General features: G+C 69.0%; 18 protein-coding genes and 1 riboswitch. Of the genes, 8 read left to right on the forward strand and 10 right to left on the reverse strand.

The window, feature by feature from the left end; all coding sequences use genetic code 11:
* Positions 1-56 precede the first annotated feature (56 nt).
* A complete protein-coding gene (locus tag VH569_RS23835) occupies positions 57-1,421 on the forward strand; it encodes an AmpG family muropeptide MFS transporter (protein ID WP_423318469.1) in 1,365 nt (454 codons plus the stop codon).
* A 30-nt stretch (positions 1,422-1,451) separates the two neighbouring features.
* On the opposite strand, the gene VH569_RS23840 is transcribed toward VH569_RS23835, so the two are convergent.
* The 4 genes from VH569_RS23840 to VH569_RS23855 all read right to left on the reverse strand — a co-directional run bounded on the left by VH569_RS23840 (position 1,452) and on the right by VH569_RS23855 (position 5,285).
* Entirely contained in the window at positions 1,452-2,354 is a 903-nt protein-coding gene (locus VH569_RS23840) for a manganese catalase family protein (RefSeq protein WP_423318471.1), read from the reverse strand.
* Between the two features lie 278 nt (positions 2,355-2,632).
* Entirely contained in the window at positions 2,633-3,115 is a 483-nt protein-coding gene (locus VH569_RS23845) for a hypothetical protein (RefSeq protein ID WP_376960981.1), read from the reverse strand.
* A 173-nt stretch (positions 3,116-3,288) separates the two neighbouring features.
* Complete coding sequence (gene gor, locus VH569_RS23850) at positions 3,289-4,656, reverse strand: glutathione-disulfide reductase (RefSeq protein WP_423318474.1); 1,368 nt, start codon at positions 4,654-4,656, stop codon at positions 3,289-3,291.
* A gap of 134 nt (positions 4,657-4,790) precedes the next feature.
* Positions 4,791-5,285: a flagellar basal body-associated FliL family protein gene (locus tag VH569_RS23855; RefSeq protein WP_423318475.1), complete on the reverse strand. Its 495-nt coding sequence runs from the start codon at positions 5,283-5,285 to the stop codon at positions 4,791-4,793.
* A 433-nt stretch (positions 5,286-5,718) separates the two neighbouring features.
* Here VH569_RS23855 and VH569_RS23860 point away from each other — a divergent pair, with 433 nt between their 5' ends.
* Complete coding sequence (locus VH569_RS23860; RefSeq protein WP_423318477.1) at positions 5,719-6,912, forward strand: nicotinate phosphoribosyltransferase; 1,194 nt, start codon at positions 5,719-5,721, stop codon at positions 6,910-6,912.
* 51 nt (positions 6,913-6,963) lie between these two features.
* Here the strand turns inward: VH569_RS23860 and deoA are convergent, their stop codons facing one another.
* From deoA to VH569_RS23890, 6 genes are read right to left on the reverse strand one after another with little or no spacing between them, the layout of a single operon-like run.
* Positions 6,964-8,283, reverse strand: a complete 1,320-nt coding sequence (gene deoA / locus VH569_RS23865) for a thymidine phosphorylase (protein WP_423318479.1) — start codon at positions 8,281-8,283, stop codon at positions 6,964-6,966.
* 3 nt (positions 8,284-8,286) lie between these two features.
* Complete coding sequence (gene deoC / locus VH569_RS23870; RefSeq protein ID WP_423318481.1) at positions 8,287-9,126, reverse strand: deoxyribose-phosphate aldolase; 840 nt, start codon at positions 9,124-9,126, stop codon at positions 8,287-8,289.
* On the reverse strand, positions 9,123-9,956 hold the full coding sequence (locus VH569_RS23875; protein WP_423318483.1) for a purine-nucleoside phosphorylase: 834 nt from the start codon (positions 9,954-9,956) through the stop codon (positions 9,123-9,125). Before VH569_RS23875 ends, deoC begins: the two co-directional genes overlap by 4 nt.
* Positions 9,957-9,971: 15 nt before the next feature.
* Positions 9,972-10,391, reverse strand: coding sequence for a cytidine deaminase (gene cdd / locus VH569_RS23880; RefSeq protein WP_174471799.1), 420 nt, complete (start codon positions 10,389-10,391; stop codon positions 9,972-9,974).
* A 4-nt stretch (positions 10,392-10,395) separates the two neighbouring features.
* Positions 10,396-11,370 carry an ABC transporter permease gene (locus tag VH569_RS23885; RefSeq protein WP_423318485.1) on the reverse strand — a complete coding sequence of 325 codons (975 nt, stop codon included), beginning with the start codon at positions 11,368-11,370 and terminating at the stop codon, positions 10,396-10,398.
* 3 nt (positions 11,371-11,373) lie between these two features.
* Positions 11,374-12,525 carry an ABC transporter permease gene (locus VH569_RS23890; protein ID WP_423318487.1) on the reverse strand — a complete coding sequence of 384 codons (1,152 nt, stop codon included), beginning with the start codon at positions 12,523-12,525 and terminating at the stop codon, positions 11,374-11,376.
* 186 nt (positions 12,526-12,711) lie between these two features.
* On the opposite strand from VH569_RS23890, the gene VH569_RS23895 reads away from it, so the two are divergent.
* The 6 genes from VH569_RS23895 to VH569_RS23920 all read left to right on the forward strand — a co-directional run bounded on the left by VH569_RS23895 (position 12,712) and on the right by VH569_RS23920 (position 18,757).
* A complete protein-coding gene (locus VH569_RS23895) occupies positions 12,712-13,044 on the forward strand; it encodes a (2Fe-2S) ferredoxin domain-containing protein (protein ID WP_423318489.1) in 333 nt (110 codons plus the stop codon).
* A gap of 133 nt (positions 13,045-13,177) precedes the next feature.
* Positions 13,178-14,092 carry a DMT family transporter gene (locus VH569_RS23900; protein WP_423318490.1) on the forward strand — a complete coding sequence of 305 codons (915 nt, stop codon included), beginning with the start codon at positions 13,178-13,180 and terminating at the stop codon, positions 14,090-14,092.
* A gap of 33 nt (positions 14,093-14,125) precedes the next feature.
* Positions 14,126-14,240: riboswitch (TPP riboswitch) on the forward strand.
* Positions 14,241-14,322: 82 nt separating this feature from the next.
* Positions 14,323-15,474 (forward strand): ABC transporter substrate-binding protein, encoded by a 1,152-nt coding sequence (locus VH569_RS23905; RefSeq protein WP_423318491.1) that lies wholly within the window; start codon positions 14,323-14,325, stop codon positions 15,472-15,474.
* Positions 15,475-15,478: 4 nt separating this feature from the next.
* Complete coding sequence (locus VH569_RS23910; protein ID WP_109449802.1) at positions 15,479-16,351, forward strand: branched-chain amino acid ABC transporter permease; 873 nt, start codon at positions 15,479-15,481, stop codon at positions 16,349-16,351.
* A complete protein-coding gene (locus tag VH569_RS23915) occupies positions 16,344-18,059 on the forward strand; it encodes an ABC transporter permease subunit (RefSeq protein WP_423318493.1) in 1,716 nt (571 codons plus the stop codon). The genes VH569_RS23910 and VH569_RS23915 overlap by 8 nt, the downstream gene beginning before the upstream one ends.
* Complete coding sequence (locus tag VH569_RS23920) at positions 18,056-18,757, forward strand: ABC transporter ATP-binding protein (RefSeq protein WP_423318495.1); 702 nt, start codon at positions 18,056-18,058, stop codon at positions 18,755-18,757. The genes VH569_RS23915 and VH569_RS23920 overlap by 4 nt, the downstream gene beginning before the upstream one ends.
* Positions 18,758-18,768: the final 11 nt, after the last annotated feature.

Raw genomic sequence — 18,768 nt, forward strand, 5'->3', positions numbered from 1 at the left:
GCCCGCGGCCTTTATACATCGGGGGCGATGGACCACCCCCTAGAGGAGCCCTCCCGGTGAAACCGACATCCTGGCGGACAACGCGCCTGTCCTCCTGGGGGCAGGCCCTGGCGGTCTACCGCGACCCGCGCGTGCTGGCGATCCTGTTCCTCGGTTTCTCCGAAGGACTGCCGCTGGCGCTGACCGGCGCCACGCTGAATGTCTGGCTGACCGAACAGGGCGTCAGCCGGACCAACATCGGCCTGTTCGCGCTGGTCACCATGCCCTATGCGCTGAAATTCCTGTGGGCGCCGCTGATCGACCGGCTGCGCCTGCCGGTGATGACGCGGCTGTTCGGGCGGCGGCGCGGCTGGGCGCTGACGGCGCAGGCGGCGCTGATCGCAGCTTTGCTCGGGCTGGGCGGCACCGATCCGGGGCAGGATCTGTGGTGGACCGCCATGTGCGCGGTGCTGGTCGCCTTCTGCTCCGCCAGCCAGGACATCGTGGTCGATGCCTATCGCGTCGAGGTGCTGGAGGAAAACCAGCAGGCCGCCGGTGCGGCGGTGCTGGTGCTGGGCTATCGCTTCGGCATGATGGCGGCGGGGGCGGGCGCTCTCTACATCGCCGAGTTCCATGGCTGGCGCACGGCCTACGAGGTGATGGCCGGGCTGGTCCTGGTCGGCATGGCGACCGTCCTGCTGTGCCGCGAACCGAAGGAGCCGCCTCCGAACGCCCGCGAAAAACTGATCGCCGAATGGCTGGGCCACCGGCCGCATCTGTCGGGCCGCAGCGCCGTGTTTCTCGCCTGGATCTACGGTGCGGTGGTGGCGCCCTTCGCCCAGTTCATGGAGCGGCGCGGCTGGGTGGTCGTCCTGGCCTTCATCGCCAGCTACAAGCTGGGGGAGGTGCTGGCCGGCCAGATGTCCTCGACCTTCTACATCAGCCTTGGCTTCACCAAGGTCGAGATCGCCAACGTCAGCAAGCTGTTCGGCCTGTGGGCGACCATCGCCGGCGGCCTGCTGGGCGGCCTGCTGGTGGGAAAGGTCGGCGTCCTGCGTGGCCTGATGATCGGCGGCATCCTGCAGATGGTGTCGAACTTCGGCTATGTCGTTCTGGCCTGGAGCGGCAACGACGTGTCGATGCTGGCGGTCACCGTGGCGGTGGAGAATGTCTGCGGCGGCATCGCGACCTCGGCCTTCGTGGCCTACCTGTCCAGCCTGTGCAACGTCGCCTACACGGCGACCCAGTATGCGCTGCTGTCCAGCCTGTACAAACTGGGCGGCGACCTGTTCGGCGCGTCGTCGGGCTGGCTGGCGGAGCGGATGGACTGGGTCAGCTTCTTCCTGCTGTCGATGGCCGGCGCCATTCCGGCCCTGTGCCTGCTGATCTGGCTGATGGGCCTGCACAGGCGCGAGGAGGAGGCCGCCGTCCCTGCCCAATGACGGGGACGGCGATGCCGCAGGAGCCTGTTATCAGCTCCCGGTGGTCGACTTGGTCTTGCCGGCGCCCGGCCCGGCGCCCAGGTCGGCGCCGGTCAGCGGATCGGCGTCAGGCTTCGACATGGTGCGGGCCGCCACCGCGTTGACCGCCGCCAGTTCCGACGCGGCGAGCTTGACCGTCGGGTTGCCGTCGCCGCCGTTGACCGGGGCGTCGCCCATCTTGACGTCCACAAACTCCCACTGGGCGCCCTGGTTCCAGGGGCCGCGCATGTCGCCCTCGCCCTGGCTGGTGTTGTAATACTTGTCGGTGTATTCCGGCTTGCCCGGCAGCTTGCCCGGTGGGAAGTTGTTGTCGATGGCGTACAGCGCCTTCTCGAAGCTCTTCTGGTGGGCGATCTCGCGGGTCATCAGGAAGCCCAGCGCATCCTTCACGCCCGGATCGTCGGTGACGTTGATCAGGCGCTCGTAGATGATCTTCGCACGCGCTTCCGCTGCGACGTTGGAGCGCAGATCGGCAGTCGGTTCGCCGATGCTGTCGATGTAGCCGCCGGTCCACAGCTGTCCGGCCGAATTCACCAGGGCCGGACCGCCGCCATACAGCAGCGACAGGGTGTGGCTGCCGTTGCCCTGGGTGATGTTGGCGTACAGGTCGGCGGTCGACTCCGCCCCCTCGGCCAGCTTGCCCTTGGCGCCCTTGGTCAGCATCGCCACGATGGAGCCGATGATTTCGAGGTGGCTCAGTTCCTCGGTCGCGATGTCGATCAGCAGGTCCTTGCGGCCCGGATCCTCATCGGCCAGACCCTGGGTGAAGTAGCGCATGGCCGCGGCCAGCTCGCCCTGCGGGCCGCCGAACTGTTCAAGCATCAGGCTGGCGAGCACCGGATTCGGCTCGGACACGCGGACCGTGTACATGAGCTTTTTGTTGTGCATGAACATGCGAGGAATTCCTCCTGGGTCAGATGGCCCGCCTTGCAGGGGCCGCGGATCGGCGCGACCGGGTCCGGACCGGATCGCTTCATGTCCTCAACCGAGAAATTTTAGAAGCGTTCCAGGAAGAATGCCTGTTTCGGAGTGCTATGCCGGATGGATCGCAACGGCAGCGGAAACAATTGCCTTCCGTATAGAAGCTGGTTCTGGAACAAAAACGCCCACCCGGTTTTTCACAGCCGGGTGGGCGTTTTTGGCCGACAAGTACCGATAAGTGCCGGGGAGGCTTATTGCGCCTGGGCGCGGCAGGCTTCCAGGGCGGAGATCGCCTTGCGGGTGTCGTCGAGGTAATAGGTGTAGGCGTAATCGTCGCCCTTGCCGTCGATCTCCATGTAAAGCTCGCGGCCGTTCATCAGGGCGTCGATCGCCTTGGAGGTCGCCGGGATGCCGACGACGGCCATCGTCTTGTCGATGGCGGCGCCCGGAACCTTGTCGCTCCACTTCTTATCGACCGACAGGGAGATCGAGAGATCTTCCTTCTCCTTCAGCTTCCAGGCGGAATCGCCGAAGATCAGAACCATCGCCTGGCCCTTGTTGGTATAGGCCAGGGCAATGGTCGCGGTGTCCTTCGAATCCGTCTTCCACTCCTGCGTGATGGCGCAGTCCTTGTCGATCTTGACGTCCCACACGCCGATCTTGGTCTGAGCATGAGCCGCGCCGACCGAGGCGAACGCCGCAACGCAGGCAGCCGCTGCAAAAATTCCACGCATGTTTGGAGCCATTCCCTGGGAAAATTGTTCGTGCCGCCATGGTAGGTACCACAATCGGCCAAGGTCCAGGGATTTCCGGTCCTTATTGGCATGCAACGGGGCCATGAGCGGAGGATTCCACACATGGCCCCGTTGCGGACGGCCCACCGCCGCCTTGCGGTGGGGCTATCCACTCAGATCTTCTTTTCCGGCTCCGCCTTTTCGCGCATCAGCACGAATTCCTCCGCGGTGGAGGGATGGAGCGCGATGGTGCGGTCGAAATCGCGCTTGGTGGCACCGCAGTTCATCGCGATTGCCAGAGCCTGCATCATCTCGGGCGCGTCCATGCCCATCATGTGGCAGCCCAGCACGCGCTGGCTTTCACCGTCCACCACCAGCTTCATCAGCACCCGCTCGTCCCGGCCGGACAGGGTGTGCTTCATCGGGCGGAAGCCGGCCTTGTAGATGTCGACCTTCGGATAGTTCGCCCGCGCCTGCATCTCGGTCAGGCCGACGGTGCCCAGCGGCGGCAGGGAGAACACGCCGGTCGGCACATTGTCGTAACCGATGTGCATCGGGTTGTCGTTGAACAGCGTCTCGGCCAGGGCGCGGCCCTCGGCGATGGCGATGGGGGTGAGCGCCATGCGGTCGGTGACGTCGCCGATGGCGTAGATGTTGTCGACGGAGGTGCGCGACCACTCGTCGACCGGGATCGCGCCGGCCTCGTCCAGGGCGATGCCGACCTCTTCCAGGCCAAGGTTCTTGGTGTTCGGGCGGCGGCCGGTGGCGGCCATCACCAGACCGGCGGAATGCTCGCGGCCCATATGGTCGGTCAGGGTATAGCCGCCGGCACCCTTTTCCAGCTTCGCCGGCTTGCAGCGCGAGATGATATTGATGCCGCGCTTGCGCATTTCCTGCGCCAGGGCGATGCGGATGTCGTCGTCGAAGCCGTTCAGCAGATCGTCGCCGCGGATCATCAGCGTCACTTCGGCGCCCAGCCCGCGGAAGATGCTGGCGAACTCCACCGCGATGTAGCCGCCGCCGACGATCAGAACGGAGTGGGGAAGCGTTTCCAGATGCAGCGCCTCGTTGGAGGTCACGGCATGCTCCATCCCCTCCACCTGCGGCAGCGTCGGCCAGCCGCCGGTGGCGATCAGGATGTTGCGGGCGGTGTAGCGCTTGCCGTCCACCTCCACGGTATGGCGGTCGACGATCCGGCCGAACCCCTCATACAGGGTGACGCCGGAGTTCTTCAGCATGTTGATGTAGATGCCGTTCAGCCGGTCGATCTCGCTGTCCTTGCGAGCGATCAGCGTTTCCCAGTCGAAGGACGGCATGGGCGCGCTCCAGCCATAACCGGCGGAGTCCTCGAAACCGTCGCGGAACTGGGCGGCGTAGACCAGCAGCTTCTTCGGCACGCAGCCGCGGATCACGCAGGTGCCGCCGACGCGGCTGCCCTCGCAGATCGCCACCTTGGCGCCATAGGACGCAGCGCGCCGGCTGGCGGCGACGCCGCCGGACCCCGCCCCGATGGTGAAGAGGTCGAAATCGAACTCGGCCACGGCCGTCTCCTTCCGCAACTGGACCCTGATCCTACAAACAATTCCCCCGAACGGCTTTAATGCGAACGGTCGGGAGCCTGTTCACTGTGGACCGGCAGCATATGGGGAGGTGCGGGGCGTTGGGAAGCGCGCCCTCAGCGCAGCAGCATGTCCTGGATCAGGACTTGTCGAAGCTTCAGCGGGCGCATGGTCTTGTTGGCGACGTAGCGCAACGCGTCCTTGATGTAGACCTGCCCGTCGGCCCCGCGCAGTTCGGCCGGATCGACCTCCAGCAGGCGTCGGCCCATGGCGTCGGCGATGCGCGGCAGGTGGGGTGTCACCGCCTCCATCGGGGTTGCCGGATCGAACTCCAGCACGGCGCGCAGCCGCAGTTCCTGCAGGCGGCGGCCGTCGTTCAGCGTGATTGTCAGGGTGGGCAGGGCGGCATAGACGGCCGGCGAAACCTCGACCCGTGCCGGGGGATGGGCGCCCTGGGCTGGGGCCGGACGCAGCAGCAGCACGCCGCCGACCCCGGCGCCGGCAAAGGCAAGCATCAGCCCCAGCAAGGCCAGGACGATCCGGTTTCCGGTGCCATCGAAGGAGGGCAGGCCGTTCCTATCGGGTTCGGCGAATTCCAATTCCGCGGACATTGCTGCCTTGCTCATTCCGCTCTGCCTGGATGTTGCCGACGAACCGGTGCGTGAAACCTTAAAAGCGCGGAAGTGGTAGGTCAAATAAAGGTATTTTATTGGATTTTTTCTTTGATTGTCGATGGGCGGCCGGAATTCGACTGCGGACTTGGGACGTGGCCTTTGGCGGCAGTCGATGTATTCCGTGATGGCCGCAATCCGGTTTCCCGCGGAAAACGCAACGCAGCCATCCGCCGGGGGTTGGGCGGACGGGAAGCCTCTTCCCCCGTCCGGCCGGGACGTATAATGCTGGGATTCCAACACAACCGGCCGGCTGCCCTGTCCGAGGGGCCGGGCCATCGACGACGAAGCACTGAACACCATGCGCAGACCGATGCGTGGACTCATGTGCAGACGCATATGCAGACTGGGGCGAAAGGCGAGGGTGACGGGTATGAGCGACACCGACAACCGTTCAGCTGGCAACCAAGCGGCCGGCAGCCGGAAGGCCGGACAGGGGCCGACGGCTCTTCTCCCGTCCTCCGCCGCGGTTCCCGACTGGACGGACACCTATTTCCGCCGCACCAAGGAAGCGGTCGGCAAGTTCGGCGACAAGACCGTCACCTACGCCATCTTTATGCGACGTCCCGTGGTCTGCGCCCCGCGCCTTGCGGTGGAGTGGCTGGAGTCGGTGGCGCGTGAACGCAACACCAGCTTCCAGATCGAGCTGAACTACCCCGAAGGCAAATGGGTCGGCGCCGGCGAGCCGATCATGTACATCACCGGCTCTTTCTACCATCTGGTCGATTGCGAGACGATCCTGCTGCAGAAGCTGGGTCCGGCCAGCGTCGCCGCCTACAACGCCTTCACCATGTGCGCCGACCTGCCGAAGGTCGCCTTCCTCGCCATGGATGCCCGCCACTGCGCCGGGACGGAGATGGCGGAGATGATGGCCTATGCCGCCTCCGTCGGGTCAGACCGGGCCAAGCGCAAGGTCGGGGCCAAGGGCTTCATCGGCAACGCCACCGACGCCACCGCCCCCTATTTCGGTCAGGAGAAGGGCATGGGCACCATGCCGCACGCCCTGATCGGATATGCCGGATCGACCGTGCGCGCGGCGGAGATGTTTCACGAGACCTTCCCTGAGCTCGGCCTGACCGTCCTGGTCGATTATTTCGGCCGCGAGATCACCGACGGGCTGGAGGTCTGCCGCCGCTTCCCGCAACTGGCCGCCCAGGGCAAGCTGTCGCTGCGGCTCGACACCCCCGGCGGCCGGTTCGTCGAGGGGCTGGACCCGCCCGGTTCCTACGCCGTGCTGGAGCGCCATGCGCCGCACGCCATCCGCGGCTATCGCGACGAAACGCAGCTGCGCTACCTGATCGGCACCGGCGTGTCGGCGGCGGCGATCCACTATGTTCGCGAAAGGCTGGACGATGCCGGCTTCCCGGCGGTGAAGATCGTCGCCAGCAGCGGCTTCGGCCCGGCCAAGTGCCGGCTGATGGCGGAAGCCAACGCGCCGGTGGACATCATCGGCACCGGCAGCTACCTGCCCGAACGCTGGACCGAGACCTACGCGACCGCCGACATCATCGAGTATGACGGCGAGCGCCGCGTGAAGGTCGGCCGCGAGTTCCTGTTCCGGCGGTAAAGTTCCGACCGGGAATTCGCCCTCTCCCGTTCCGGGAGAGGGCGTTATCTCTCACCCCAGACGCTTCGCGATCAGCGGCCCGCGGACCGGCGCGGTGTCCGTCAGTGTGACCGACGCGCGCAGGCGGCGTTCCGCCTCGCCGGCCTGGGCCTCGCTGCGGGCGTGCAGGATCGCCAGCGGACGGTCGCCCGGTCCCACCGCGTCGCCCAGCCCGGCCACCCCGTCGAAGCCGACGGCGAAGTCGATGGCATCGGTCGTTCTGGTCCGGCCGCCGCCCAGCGCCACCACCGCCATGCCGACACCGCGGGTGTCGATGGCGCCGACGAAGCCGGCCCGTTCGGCGAACAGCGGGCGGACGATGGGCGCGCTTTCCAGATGGCGGTCGGGCTGCTCCAGCAGGTCGGCCGGCCCGCCCAGCGCTTTCACCATGCGGGCAAAGCGTTCCGCCGCTTCACCGCTGGCGATGGAGCGGTCGGCCAGGACGCGGCCCGCCGCAGCGTCCGGTGCCAGCCCGGCCAGCGCCAGCAATTCGGCGGCCAGCGCCGCGGTCACTTCGTAGAGCCGCGGTTCGGCCGGCTCGCCGCGCAGGATGGCGAGGCATTCGCGCATCTCCAGCGCGTTGCCGGCGCTGCGGCCCAGCACCTCGTTCATGTCGGTCAGCAAGGCCACCGCCGGCAGGCCGGCGCCTTTCGACACCGTGACGATGCTCTCGGCCAGCGCTTCGGCATCTTCGAAGCGCTGCATGAAGGCACCGCTGCCGAACTTCACGTCCATCACCAGGGCGTCCAGCCCGGCCGCCAGCTTCTTCGACAGGATCGAGGCGGTGATGAGGTCGAGCGATTCCACCGTCGCCGTCACGTCGCGGATGGCGTAGAGCCGCTTGTCGGCCGGGGCGATGTCGTCGGTGGCGCCGATCACGGCGCAGCCGACCTCCTTCACCACCCGGCGCAGCAGCTCGTTGTCGGGCTTGGCGCGGTAGCCGGGGATGCTCTCGAACTTGTCGAGCGTGCCGCCGGTGTGGCCGAGACCGCGCCCCGACACCATCGGCACGAAGCCGCCGCAGGCGGCCAGCATCGGTGCCAGGATCAGGCTGACCTTGTCGCCGACGCCGCCTGTGGAATGCTTGTCGATCACCGGGCCGGGCAGGTCCAGCGATTTCCACTCCATCACCGTGCCCGAATCGCGCATGGCGCGGGTCAGCGCCACCCGTTCGTCCAGGCTCATGCCGCGGAAGAAGACGGCCATGGCGAAGGCCGATGCCTGGGCTTCCGACACGCGGCCGTCGGTGATGCCGCGGACGAAGTCCTGGATGGTGGCGGCGTCGAGCGGCTGGCCGTCGCGCTTGGCGCGGACGATTTCCTGCGGAAGCATGCCTCAGTATCCTCCCGCCGGGGCCGGCTCGCGTTCGCCTTCCCGTTCGCCGTCCCGCTCGCCATGGCCGGCGGCGGCCAGCAGCGCGTCGAGCAGGCTGGAGGCCCCGAAGCGGAAGGTCTGCGGCGTGGCCCAGCCATCCCCCAGGATGTGGTCGGCCAGCGCCAGATAGCGAGCCGCCTCCGCCGCGTCGCGGATGCCGCCGGACGCCTTGAAGCCGACCTTCTTGCCCGATTCATAGATGCTGTCGAGCATCACCGCCGCGGCCGGCAGGGTGGCGGCCGGCTGCGTCTTGCCGGTGGAGGTCTTCAGGAAATCGGCACCGGCGGCGATGGCGTCGCGCGACGCCCAGGCCAGCAGGTCGGCATCGGGGAAGGCGCCCGATTCCAAGATCACCTTCAGCAGCACCTTGTCGCCGCAGGCCTCGCGGCAGGCCTTCACGACATTCATCGGCTGGGTGCGGGCGCCGTCGATGAAGGCCTTGTAGGGCAGCACCACGTCGATCTCGTCGGCCCCGTCGGCGATGGCCCGCCGGGTTTCCGCCGCCACCGAGGCGGCGTCGGCCTCGCCGGTCGGGAAGTTGACCACGGTGGCGATCTTCACCGGCGTGCCGTCCAGCGACTTGCGGGCGGTGGGGACGAAGCGCGGCCAGACGCAGACCGCGGCGACCGGCCCCACGGGCGTGACGGCGCGGGCGCAGAGCTCCTGCACCACCCGGTCGCTGTCGTCGCCGTTCAGGCTGGTGAGGTCGAGCATGCCCACGGCACGGCGCGCCAGATCGGCGTCGGACGGGGCGTTGGCGCTGGCGTCCAGCGCGCTTTGCAGGTCGGCAGACAGTTTCATGACCGGGACCCGTCCTTCTCATGCAGGCGTTCGAGGAAGCCGACCAGCAGGCGCTCCAGGTCGGCGGCTGCCGCCGAGGCGGCGGTCAGGGTCTGGTGATGGTCGACCGGCCCGTCGCCGAGCCCGACGCCAAGATTGGTGACGACGGCGCAGCCGACGACCCGCAGGCCGCAATGGCGCGCGACGATGCATTCGGGAACGGTGGACATGCCGACGGCGTCGGCGCCCAGCAGTTTCATCATCCGCACCTCGGCCGGCGTCTCGAAGGACGGGCCGGGATAGGCGGCATAGACGCCCTCCGCCAGATCGATGGACAGGCCGGCCGCCACCTCCTTCAAGAGGCTGCGCAGCTCCGAATTCCAGGCGTCGGTCATGCTGGGGAAGCGCTCGCCGAAGGCCTCGTCGTTCGGGCCGGTCAGCGGGTTGCTGCCCAGCAGGTTCAGATGGTCGCTGATCGCCATCAGCCGGCCGGGTCCGACCTCCAGCCGGAGCGAGCCGACGGCGGCGGTCAGCACCAGCGTGTCGCAGCCGGCCAGCTTCAGCGCCCGCACCGCGGTCTTCAGCGCATCGAAGCCGTTGCCCTCATAGGCATGGACGCGGCCCTGCATGCAGGCGACCTCGACACCCCCGAGTTGCCCCACGACGAGCCGCCCGGCATGGCCGGACACGCTGGGGATCGGGAAACCGGCGATGTCGGTGTAGGGAATGGCGACCGCGTTGGCGATGCGGTCGGCGATGCCGCCCAGGCCGGAGCCCAGCACGATGCCGACCCGCGGCCGATGGCCGGAGGCACGGTGAAGGATGTCCGCGGCGGCGCGGGCTGCGGTCATGTCGGGAAACTCCGCTCAGAAGGCTAAATTGGTGGGGCCGAACGATTCGGGCAACAGGGTTTCCAGCGGAAAGCTCCGCCGCAGGCCGGCCGGGTCGCAGATGTGGATCGGCGTGTCCGGCGATGCAAATTCGCGGATGCGCTGGCGGCAGCCGCCGCAGGGGGTGCAGATCTCCTCCGCGCCTGCCTCGCCGCCCATCACGACGATGGCGCGGATGCGGCGGTCGCCGGCGGTGACCATGGCGCCGATGGCGCTCGATTCCGCGCATTGCCCCTGCGGGTAGGCCGCGTTCTCCACATTGCAGCCGGCAAAGATGCGGCCCGATTCGCCGAGGATCGCCGCACCCACCTTGAATTTGGAATAGGGGGCGTGGGCATTCTCGCGCGCGGCGCGGGCCGCTTCGATCAGCTGGGGCAGCTCTGCGGTGTCGGCCATCGGCTCAGCGTTCCTTCACATAGGGGATGCCGCTCGCCTTGGGGGCGATGGCCTTGCCGACGAAGCCGGCCAGCAGCAGGACGGTCAGCACATAAGGCAGCATCTGGATGAACTGCACCGGGATGACGCCGATGCCCGGCAGGACAACGCCCTGGAGGCGGACCTGCACCGCGTCGGTGAAGGCGAACAGCAGGCAGGCGAACAGGGTCGGGCCCGGCCGCCATTTGCCGAAGATCAGCGCCGCCAGTGCCAGATAGCCCTTGCCGGCGGTCATGTCGCGGACGAAGCCGGCGCCATGGCCGGTGGAGAGATACGAGCCGGCCATGCCGGTCAGCACGCCGGTGACCAGCAGCGCCTGATAGCGCAGCTTCGCCACCGACAGGCCGGCGGTGTCGACCGCCGCCGGATTCTCGCCCACCGCCCGCAGCCGCAGCCCGAAGCGGGAGCGGTAGAGCACCCAATGGGTGGCGATCACCAGGACCAGCGTCACCCAGATCAGGACATTGTTGCCGTTGAGCAGCTCGCGATAGACCGGCCCAAGGACAGGAACGCCGGACAGGGCCTCGACCCCCGGCAACTCCACCGCGGGGATGCGCGCCTGGTTGGGCAGCAGCGGGGTCTGTCCGCCCTGCTGGAACCAGGCATAGGCCAGCGTCGGCGCCAGCCCGGCGACCAGGATGTTGATCGCCATGCCCGACACCACCTGATTGCCGTTGTGGGTGATGCAGGCGAAGCCGTGGACTATCGCCAGCGCCACCCCGGCGGCGATGCCGGCCAGCAGCCCCAGCCACGGGTTCAGCGTGGCCGAGGCGACGGCGGCGGAGAAGAAGGCGCCGGCCAGCATCTTGCCTTCCAGCCCGATGTCGACCACGCCGGCCCGCTCGCAATACATGCCGGCGAAGGCGGCCAGCACCAGCGGGGTCGCCACGCGGATGGTGGCGCCCAGCAGCTGCAAGGCCAGAAGCAGCGCGTCTTCCATCGCTCAGCCCCTCCCCCCGGTTGCGGCATCCGCGGCGGCAGCACCGCCGCGGCGGCGGAACAGCGCCTCCACCTGCGGCTTGAACAAATTCTCCATCGCACCGGCGAACAGGATGACCAGACCCTGGATGACCATCACCAGCTCGCGGTTGATCGTCGGGTATTCGAAGGACAGCTGGCCGCCGCCCTGCGCCAGAACACCGAACAGCAGTGCCGCCAGAATGATCCCGACCGGATGGTTGCGCCCCATCAGCGCCACGGCGATGCCGACGAAGCCGACGCCGCCGGTGAAGTTCAGGATCACCCGGTGCTGCACGCCCAGAATCTCGTTCACGCCCACGAAGCCGGCGAGCGCGCCGGAGATCAGCATGGCGATGACGATGTTGCGCGCCGGCGAGATGCCGGCATAGACCGCCGCCCGCTCGTTCCGGCCGACCGTGCGCAGCTCGTAGCCCCAGCGGGTGCGGCGCAGGAAGATGTGGAACAGAACGCAGCAGGCCAGCGCCCACAGGAAGGACAGGTTCAGCGGCGAGGCCGGGATGGCGATGCCGAACCAGCCCAGCGCCCGGTCCATCGACGGCAGCCAGACGCCGGGATCGAACTCGCGCGTTTCCGGCGACTGGCTGCCGGGGCGGATCAGCACGTCCACCAGCAGCCAGGTCATGATCGACGCGGCGATGAAGTTGAACATGATCGTCGTGATGACGATGTGGCTGCCGCGCTTGGCCTGGAGCCAGGCCGGGATAAAGGCCCAGGCGGCCCCGAACAGGGCCGAGGCCAGCACCGCCAGCACCGCCACCACCGGCCAGGGCCAGCCGGTCAGCGCCAGCGCCACCAGCCCGGCGCCGAGCCCGCCCAGATAGGCCTGCCCCTCGCCGCCGATGTTGAACAGCCCGCAATGGAAGGCGATGGCGACCGCCAGCCCGGTGAAGATGTAGTCGGTGGTGTAATAGAGGGTGTAGCCGATGGCCTCCGGGTATCCCAGGGCCTCCGACAGCAGCAGCGACAGCACGTCCACCGGATTCTCGCCGATCACCAGGATCACCAGCCCCGACAGCACGAAGGCCGCGACGAGGTTGAAAACCGGCAGCAGCGCATACCCGACCCAGCCCGGCACTGCGCCCGGCTGGCCCTTCCCCGATCCGCTCAGCAGCACCGGCGTCTCCTGGATTGCCCCTTGCCGGGGATTCTTAACCGCCAACGCTCTGCCGACCAAGCATTTCATGGTGCGGGGAATCCAAGCATCGCCTGGAGTTGGAAGGATTACAAAAAGTCTTGCCGCAACGCAGCATTCTGGCATGCTTCTTACCCATAGAAATTTTATGGCTATGGAGCATGACCGATGCCGCTCGACATCCCGCAGACCTTTCGCCACCACGTCTTCTGCTGCGCCCAGCAACGTCCGCCCGGTCATCCGCGCGGCAGCTGCGCCGCCAAGGGGGCGCATTCGCTGTGGCAGCGGCTCGATCAGAAAATCCAGGGCAAGGGCGTGACCGACATCGGCATGGCGATGACCGGCTGCCTCGGCTTCTGCTCCGCCGGGCCGCTGATGGTGGTGTATCCGGAAGGCATCTGGTACCGGCCGGAAACGCCGGAGGACATCGACGAGATCGTCGACTCGCATCTGGTCAACGATGCGCCGGTCGAGCGGCTGGTGATGGTACTGACGCGTTGAGGCGAGAGGGGGGCGCACGAGCCGGCTCTTGACCTTGGCTGCGCCTACCAGACCTGCGGTTGCGGCATTGGGACGCGGGCGCATTTGCCCATAATGTGGGCAGACCCCGCCATTGCCGTTCCGAACCGAGTCCATGACCGACGCCGAAACCGCCGACCTGCTGCCCGCCGAGGCCGATTCGGTTCCCTATGCCGTCGGCTGCTTCCTGGGCGCGATCCTGCTGTTCGCGGCGATGGACACGCTCATCAAATTCCTGACCGCCGATTACCCGGTGCCGCAGCTGATGTTCGTGCGCTCGCTGGTCGCCTTTCTGCTGGTGGGCGGCTACACCCTGACGTGCGGCGGCGGGATCGCGGCGATGCGGACGCGGCGGCCCCTGGGGCATGTCTGGCGCGCCTTCGCCGGGCTGATCTCGATGGGATGCTTCTTCTATGCCTTCCGCGAACTGCCTTTGGCCGACGTCTATGTGCTGAGCTTCGCCGGTCCGCTGTTCATCACCGCGCTGTCGGCGCCGCTGCTGGGCGAGCCGGTGGGCTGGCGCCGCTGGGCCGCCGTGGTGGTCGGGTTCGGCGGCGTGGTGGTGATGGCGCAGCCGTCGGCCGGGGCGCCGCTGGTGCCGGTGCTGGTCGGGCTGTGCGCCGCCCTGTTCTATGCGCTGGCCGCACTGGCCGTGCGCGGCCTGTCGCGGACGGAAACCAGCGCGTCCATCGTGCTCTACCTGCTGCTGACGACGACGGTGGTCAGCGGGGCGCTGGCCGTGCCGGTCTGGACGGCGCCCACCGCTTTCGCGCTGGGGCTGATGGCGCTGGTCGGGGCCATCGGCGCCGGGGCGCAGGTCCTGCTGACCCAGGCCTTCCGCCGCGCGCCGCCGGCGGTGGTGGCACCCTTCGAATATACCGGCATGGTCTGGGCCAGCCTGTTCGGCTGGCTGGTGTTCGGCGACCTGCCGACGGAGCCGGTCCTGGCCGGCGCTATGGTGATCATCGGCAGCGGGCTCTACATCCTGCATCGTGAAACCATGGTGGCGCGCCGCCGGTTGGGTTCTTGACAGGACAGGGCCGGCGGCGACACTCTCGCCGCCTGTTCACGGCTGGGGTGCCCGTGCGGATGCCGGTTCGGTGGTCGCACGGGCTGAGACAACACCCATCGAACCTGATCCGGGTCATGCCGGCGAAGGGAGCCGACCGGAACCCGACGGACCCGCTGAAAGCTGCTGCAAAGCGCCCCGTCCCCTCCGCGTCGCCCCAACCGCCGGCGCGTGTCGAGGAGTTTTCGGTCATGCGGCGCACGCTTCCCCTCCTGATCGGCCTGCTGGCCGCATCCTCCTGCCTGTCGTCCGTCTGTCTGTCGTCCGCCGCCCGTGCCGACGACACGCTGTCCTTCCCGGTGCTGGTGCCGCTGACCGGCTTCCTGTCGCTGGAGGGCACCAGCCAGCGCAATGGCGCCGTCCTGGCGCTGAAGCAGACGCCGGCCGGCGTCGCCATCGCCTCGGAGGTCGTCGACACCGGCACCTCGCCCGAAGCGGCGGTGACGGCGCTGGAGCGCGCGGCCGGCCGCGGCACGGTGGGCGCGGTCGCCGCCAGCATGCTCGGCACCCAGATGCTGGCGATGCTGCCGCTGGCTGGCGAGCTGAAGCTGCCGCTGGTCACCGTGTCGGGCACCGCCTCGATCACCGAGCAGGGCAATCCCTGGGTCTTCCGCTTCTTCCCCGGCGACGCGGTGACCAAGGCCGCCCATGCCCGCTATGTGGTGGAGGAGCTGGGCAAGCGGCAGCCGGCCGTCATCTACCAGACCACCGCCTACGGCCAGAGCGGCAAGGCCCATCTCGACGCCGCCTTCAAGGCGCTGGGCGTCACGCCCGTCTTCGAGGAGGGGGTGGACCCGGCGGCCAAGGATCTGCTGCCGGTGCTGACCAAGGCGCTCGCCGCCAAGCCGGACGTGCTGGTCCTGCACCTGCATTCCGGACCGACCGCGCTGCTGCTGCGGCAGGCGGCGTCCAGCGGCGTGACCCTGCCCATCGTCGCCGGCTCCGCCATGCATCAGCCGAGCACCGCCGCCCTGCTGGAACCGGCGGAGCTGAAGGGCGTCTGCGCCGAGACAGCGGCCTCGCCGATTTCCGGCGGCACGCCGGAGGTCAAGGCCTTCACCGACGCCTACCGCGCCGCCTTCGGCAAGGAGCCGGACGCCTTCGCGCTCGGCCAGTATGACGGCATGACCATGGTGCTGGAGGCGGTGAAGGCCGGCGCCCGGTCGCCGGACGCGATCCGCAAGGCGCTGTCCGCCGAGAGCTTCAAGGGCCTCGCCATGACCTACAAGTCCGACGGCAAGGGCAACATGGCCCATTCCGCCGTCATCGTCTGCTATGACGGGGCCAGCCGCGTGCCGGTGCTGGTGAAGCGGTACGACGACCCGACGCTTGCGGCGAAGTGAGCGGATGGCGGCGCTTCAACTGCTGGTCAACGGGGTGGCGCTGGGGGCGGCCTATGCCCTGGTGGCGCTGGGCTTCGTGCTGGTGCTGAACGCCACCTCGGCGGTGAATTTCGCCCAGGGCGATCTCGTGATGGCCGGCGGGTTGCTGGCGGTGGCGGCGGCGCCGCTGATCCCGCTGCCGGGCATCGTCCTGCTGCCGGTCGTTCTGGTGCTGATGGCGGCGCTGGGGCTGCTGCTGGCACTGGCGGCTTATCTGCCGCTGCGCCGCCGGCCGCCGGTCTCGGTCTTCATCAGCACCATCGCGGTTGGCATCATCCTGCAGAACGGTGCCGCCATTCTGTTCGGGCCGGAGCCGCGCGCCGCGCCGCCTTTGTTCGGCGACGACACGCTGCACATCGCCGGGCTGGCGGTGCCCGAGCAATCGCTCGCCATCGTCGCGGTGGCGGGGCTGCTGATCGGCGCGCAGCAATGGGTGTTCGCCCGCACCCAGCTCGGCCGCCGGCTGCGCGCCACGGCGCAGGATCCGGAGATGGCGCGGGCCTGCGGCGTGCCGGTGACCGCGATGATCCTGGTGACCTTCGCCATCGGGGCCGCCTGCGCCGGGGCGGCCGGGCTGCTGCTGGCCAACCGCTATTTCGTCACGCCGACCTCGGGCGGCGACCTGATCCTGAAGGCCTACATCGCGGTGACGGTGGGGGGCTGGGGCTCCGTGCCGGGTGCGGTGGTGGGGGCGCTGCTGATCGCGTTGTTCGAGGTGGGGGTGTCGTCGGTGCTCTCATATCCGGCGGCGCTGGGGGCCTTGTACCTGACGCTGCTGGCGATTCTGGTGCTGCGCCCGCAAGGGCTGTTCGGCGAAGCGGTGCGGCGCCGTGGGTGAACGTCGGCCGGCAGTCATTCTCATCGCTGGCGCGCTTGCCCTTCTGGTTTATGCGCTGGCCTTCGCGTCCCCCTATGGCCTGCGCGTCCTGACCGTCGCCGGGGTCTATGCGCTGGCGACCTTCGGATTCCAGATCGTCTTCGGGCTCGGCGGTGCGCTGTCGCTGGCGCAGGGCGCCTTCTTCGGCGTCGGCGGCTATGTGACGGGCATCCTCGGCAGCCGCTACGGGCTCGGTTTCGAAGCGACCTTCCCGCTGTCGATGCTGGTACCGCTGCTGCTGGCCCTGCCGGTCGGGCTGGCGGTGCTGCGGTTGGAGTCGCATTACTTCGCCCTGGCGACTCTCGGCATCGCCCAGGTCCTCCATCTGCTGGCGGTCAACCTGCCGGAGCTGACCGGCGGCTCCAACGGGCTGGCCGGAGTGCCGGCGGTGGTGCTGTTCGGCTGGGCGGTGCCGCGCGGACTGCCGATGGCCGGGCTGGTCTGGGGGCTGGTCGCTCTCGGCGGCCTGATCGGCTGGCGGCTGGCGCGGGGAAGGCTCGGCCGGTCGCTGGCGATGCTACGCGACGACCCGCTGGCGGTGGCAACGCTGGGGCTCGACGTCGGGCGGCTGCGGCTGATCGGCTTCGGCATCAGCGCCCTGTTCGGCGGGGCCGCCGGGGCGCTGGCCGTCCACACCCAGCGCGTCGTCTCCCCGGAGGTGCTGGAGTTCCCGGTCATGGTCTCCATCCTCACCATCGCCATCGTCGGCGGTCGGGGGCGGATGGCCGGGGCGGTGCTCGGCGCCGTGCTGCTGCTGCATCTGCCGGAATGGTTCCGCTTTCTGGAGCGCGGCTATCTGGTCGTCTATGGCGTGGCGCTGTTGGCGACCGTGGTACTGGCGCCTGACGGGCTGACCGGCCTGCTCGACCGCATCGCGGCCTGCCTGTTCGGCCGCAAGCCGCGGGCTTCGGTCGAGGCCAAGGAGCCGCCGCGTCCGCAAAACCCGGTGGACGGACTGGCAGTCGACGATCTGCGCAAGTCCTTCGGCGGTGTGCGGGCGGTGGACGGCGTGTCGCTGGAGCTGCGGCCGGGAACCATCACCGGACTGATCGGCCCGAACGGCTCCGGCAAATCCACGGTGATCAACCTGTTGTCGGGGCTGGAGCGGCCGGACGGCGGGCGGGTGCGGCTCGGCGGGCGCGACGTCACCGGGCTGCGCGCCGACCGGCTGGCCCGCGCCGGACTGGCCCGCAGCTTCCAGGCGGCGGTTCTGCCGATTGGGGCCGGCGTGCTGGAGGCGGTTGCCGCCGCGCGCCTTGCCGTCGATCCCGACGCCCGGACGGCGGAGGCGCATGCCCGCTGGGCGCTCGACCGGCTGGGCGTCGGCGACCTTGCCGGCCAGGGCTGCGACGGGCTGCCGGCGGCGCTGCGGCGGCGGGTGGAGCTGGCCCGGTCGCTGGTCCGCCGGCCGGCGGTTCTGCTGCTGGACGAACCCGCCGCCGGTCTGACCGATGGCGAAAAGGCGGAGCTGGCGACCCTGCTGCGCGAACTGGCGCAGGAGGGCGTGGCCATCCTGCTGGTGGAGCATGACATGGGCTTCCTGCTGCCGCTCGCCGGCCGGGTGCTGTGCCTCGACCGCGGCCGGGTCATCTATGACGGGCCGGCCGGCGGCGTGCGCCGGGACCCGGCGGTGGCCGCCGCCTATCTGGGCCGGGCGGTGCCGGCATGAGCGCGCTGCTGTCCATCCGCGGCCTGACCGCAGGCTATGGCGGGGCGAGCGCGCTCGACGACGTGTCGCTGAGCCTTGCGGCAGGGGAAACGGTGGCGCTGCTCGGCGCCAACGGGGCGGGCAAGTCGACGCTGCTGAAGGCTCTGCTCGGCCTCGTGCCGGCGCGGGGCGCGCTTCGCTTCGACGGGGCGGACATCGGCGGCCTTGCCACTGAGGCACGGGTTCGGCGCGGCATCGGCTATGTGCCGGAAGGGCGGCGGGTCTTCGCGGGCATGAGCGTGCGCGACAATCTGGAGGTTGCCGGCCTGCCCGCCGCCCGCGACCGCGCACAGGATGTCGAGCGCGTCTTCGCCCTGTTCCCCGACCTTGCCCTGAAGAGCCGCGAGAGCGCCTGGCGCCTGTCCGGCGGCCAGCAGCAGATGCTGAGCCTGGGGCGCGCGCTGATGGGCCGGCCGCGCCTGCTTCTGCTGGACGAGCCGTCGCTCGGCCTGTCGCCCAAGCTGGCCAACGAGCTGTTCGCCGCCGTCCGCCGCATCGCCGGCACGGGCACGGCCGTGCTGCTGGCCGAGCAGAGCGCCGCCCGCGCCCTGGCGGTCGCGCCGCGCGCCGTGCTGTTGCGGCTGGGGCGGGTCGTCGGCGACGGGCCGGTGGCGGCGCTGTCGGACGAGAGGCTGCGCGAGACCTTCTTCGGCGGCTAGGCGCCTTCCTA

Source organism: Azospirillum sp. 11R-A (assembly GCF_049472615.1).
Lineage (GTDB): Bacteria > Pseudomonadota > Alphaproteobacteria > Azospirillales > Azospirillaceae > Azospirillum > Azospirillum palustre.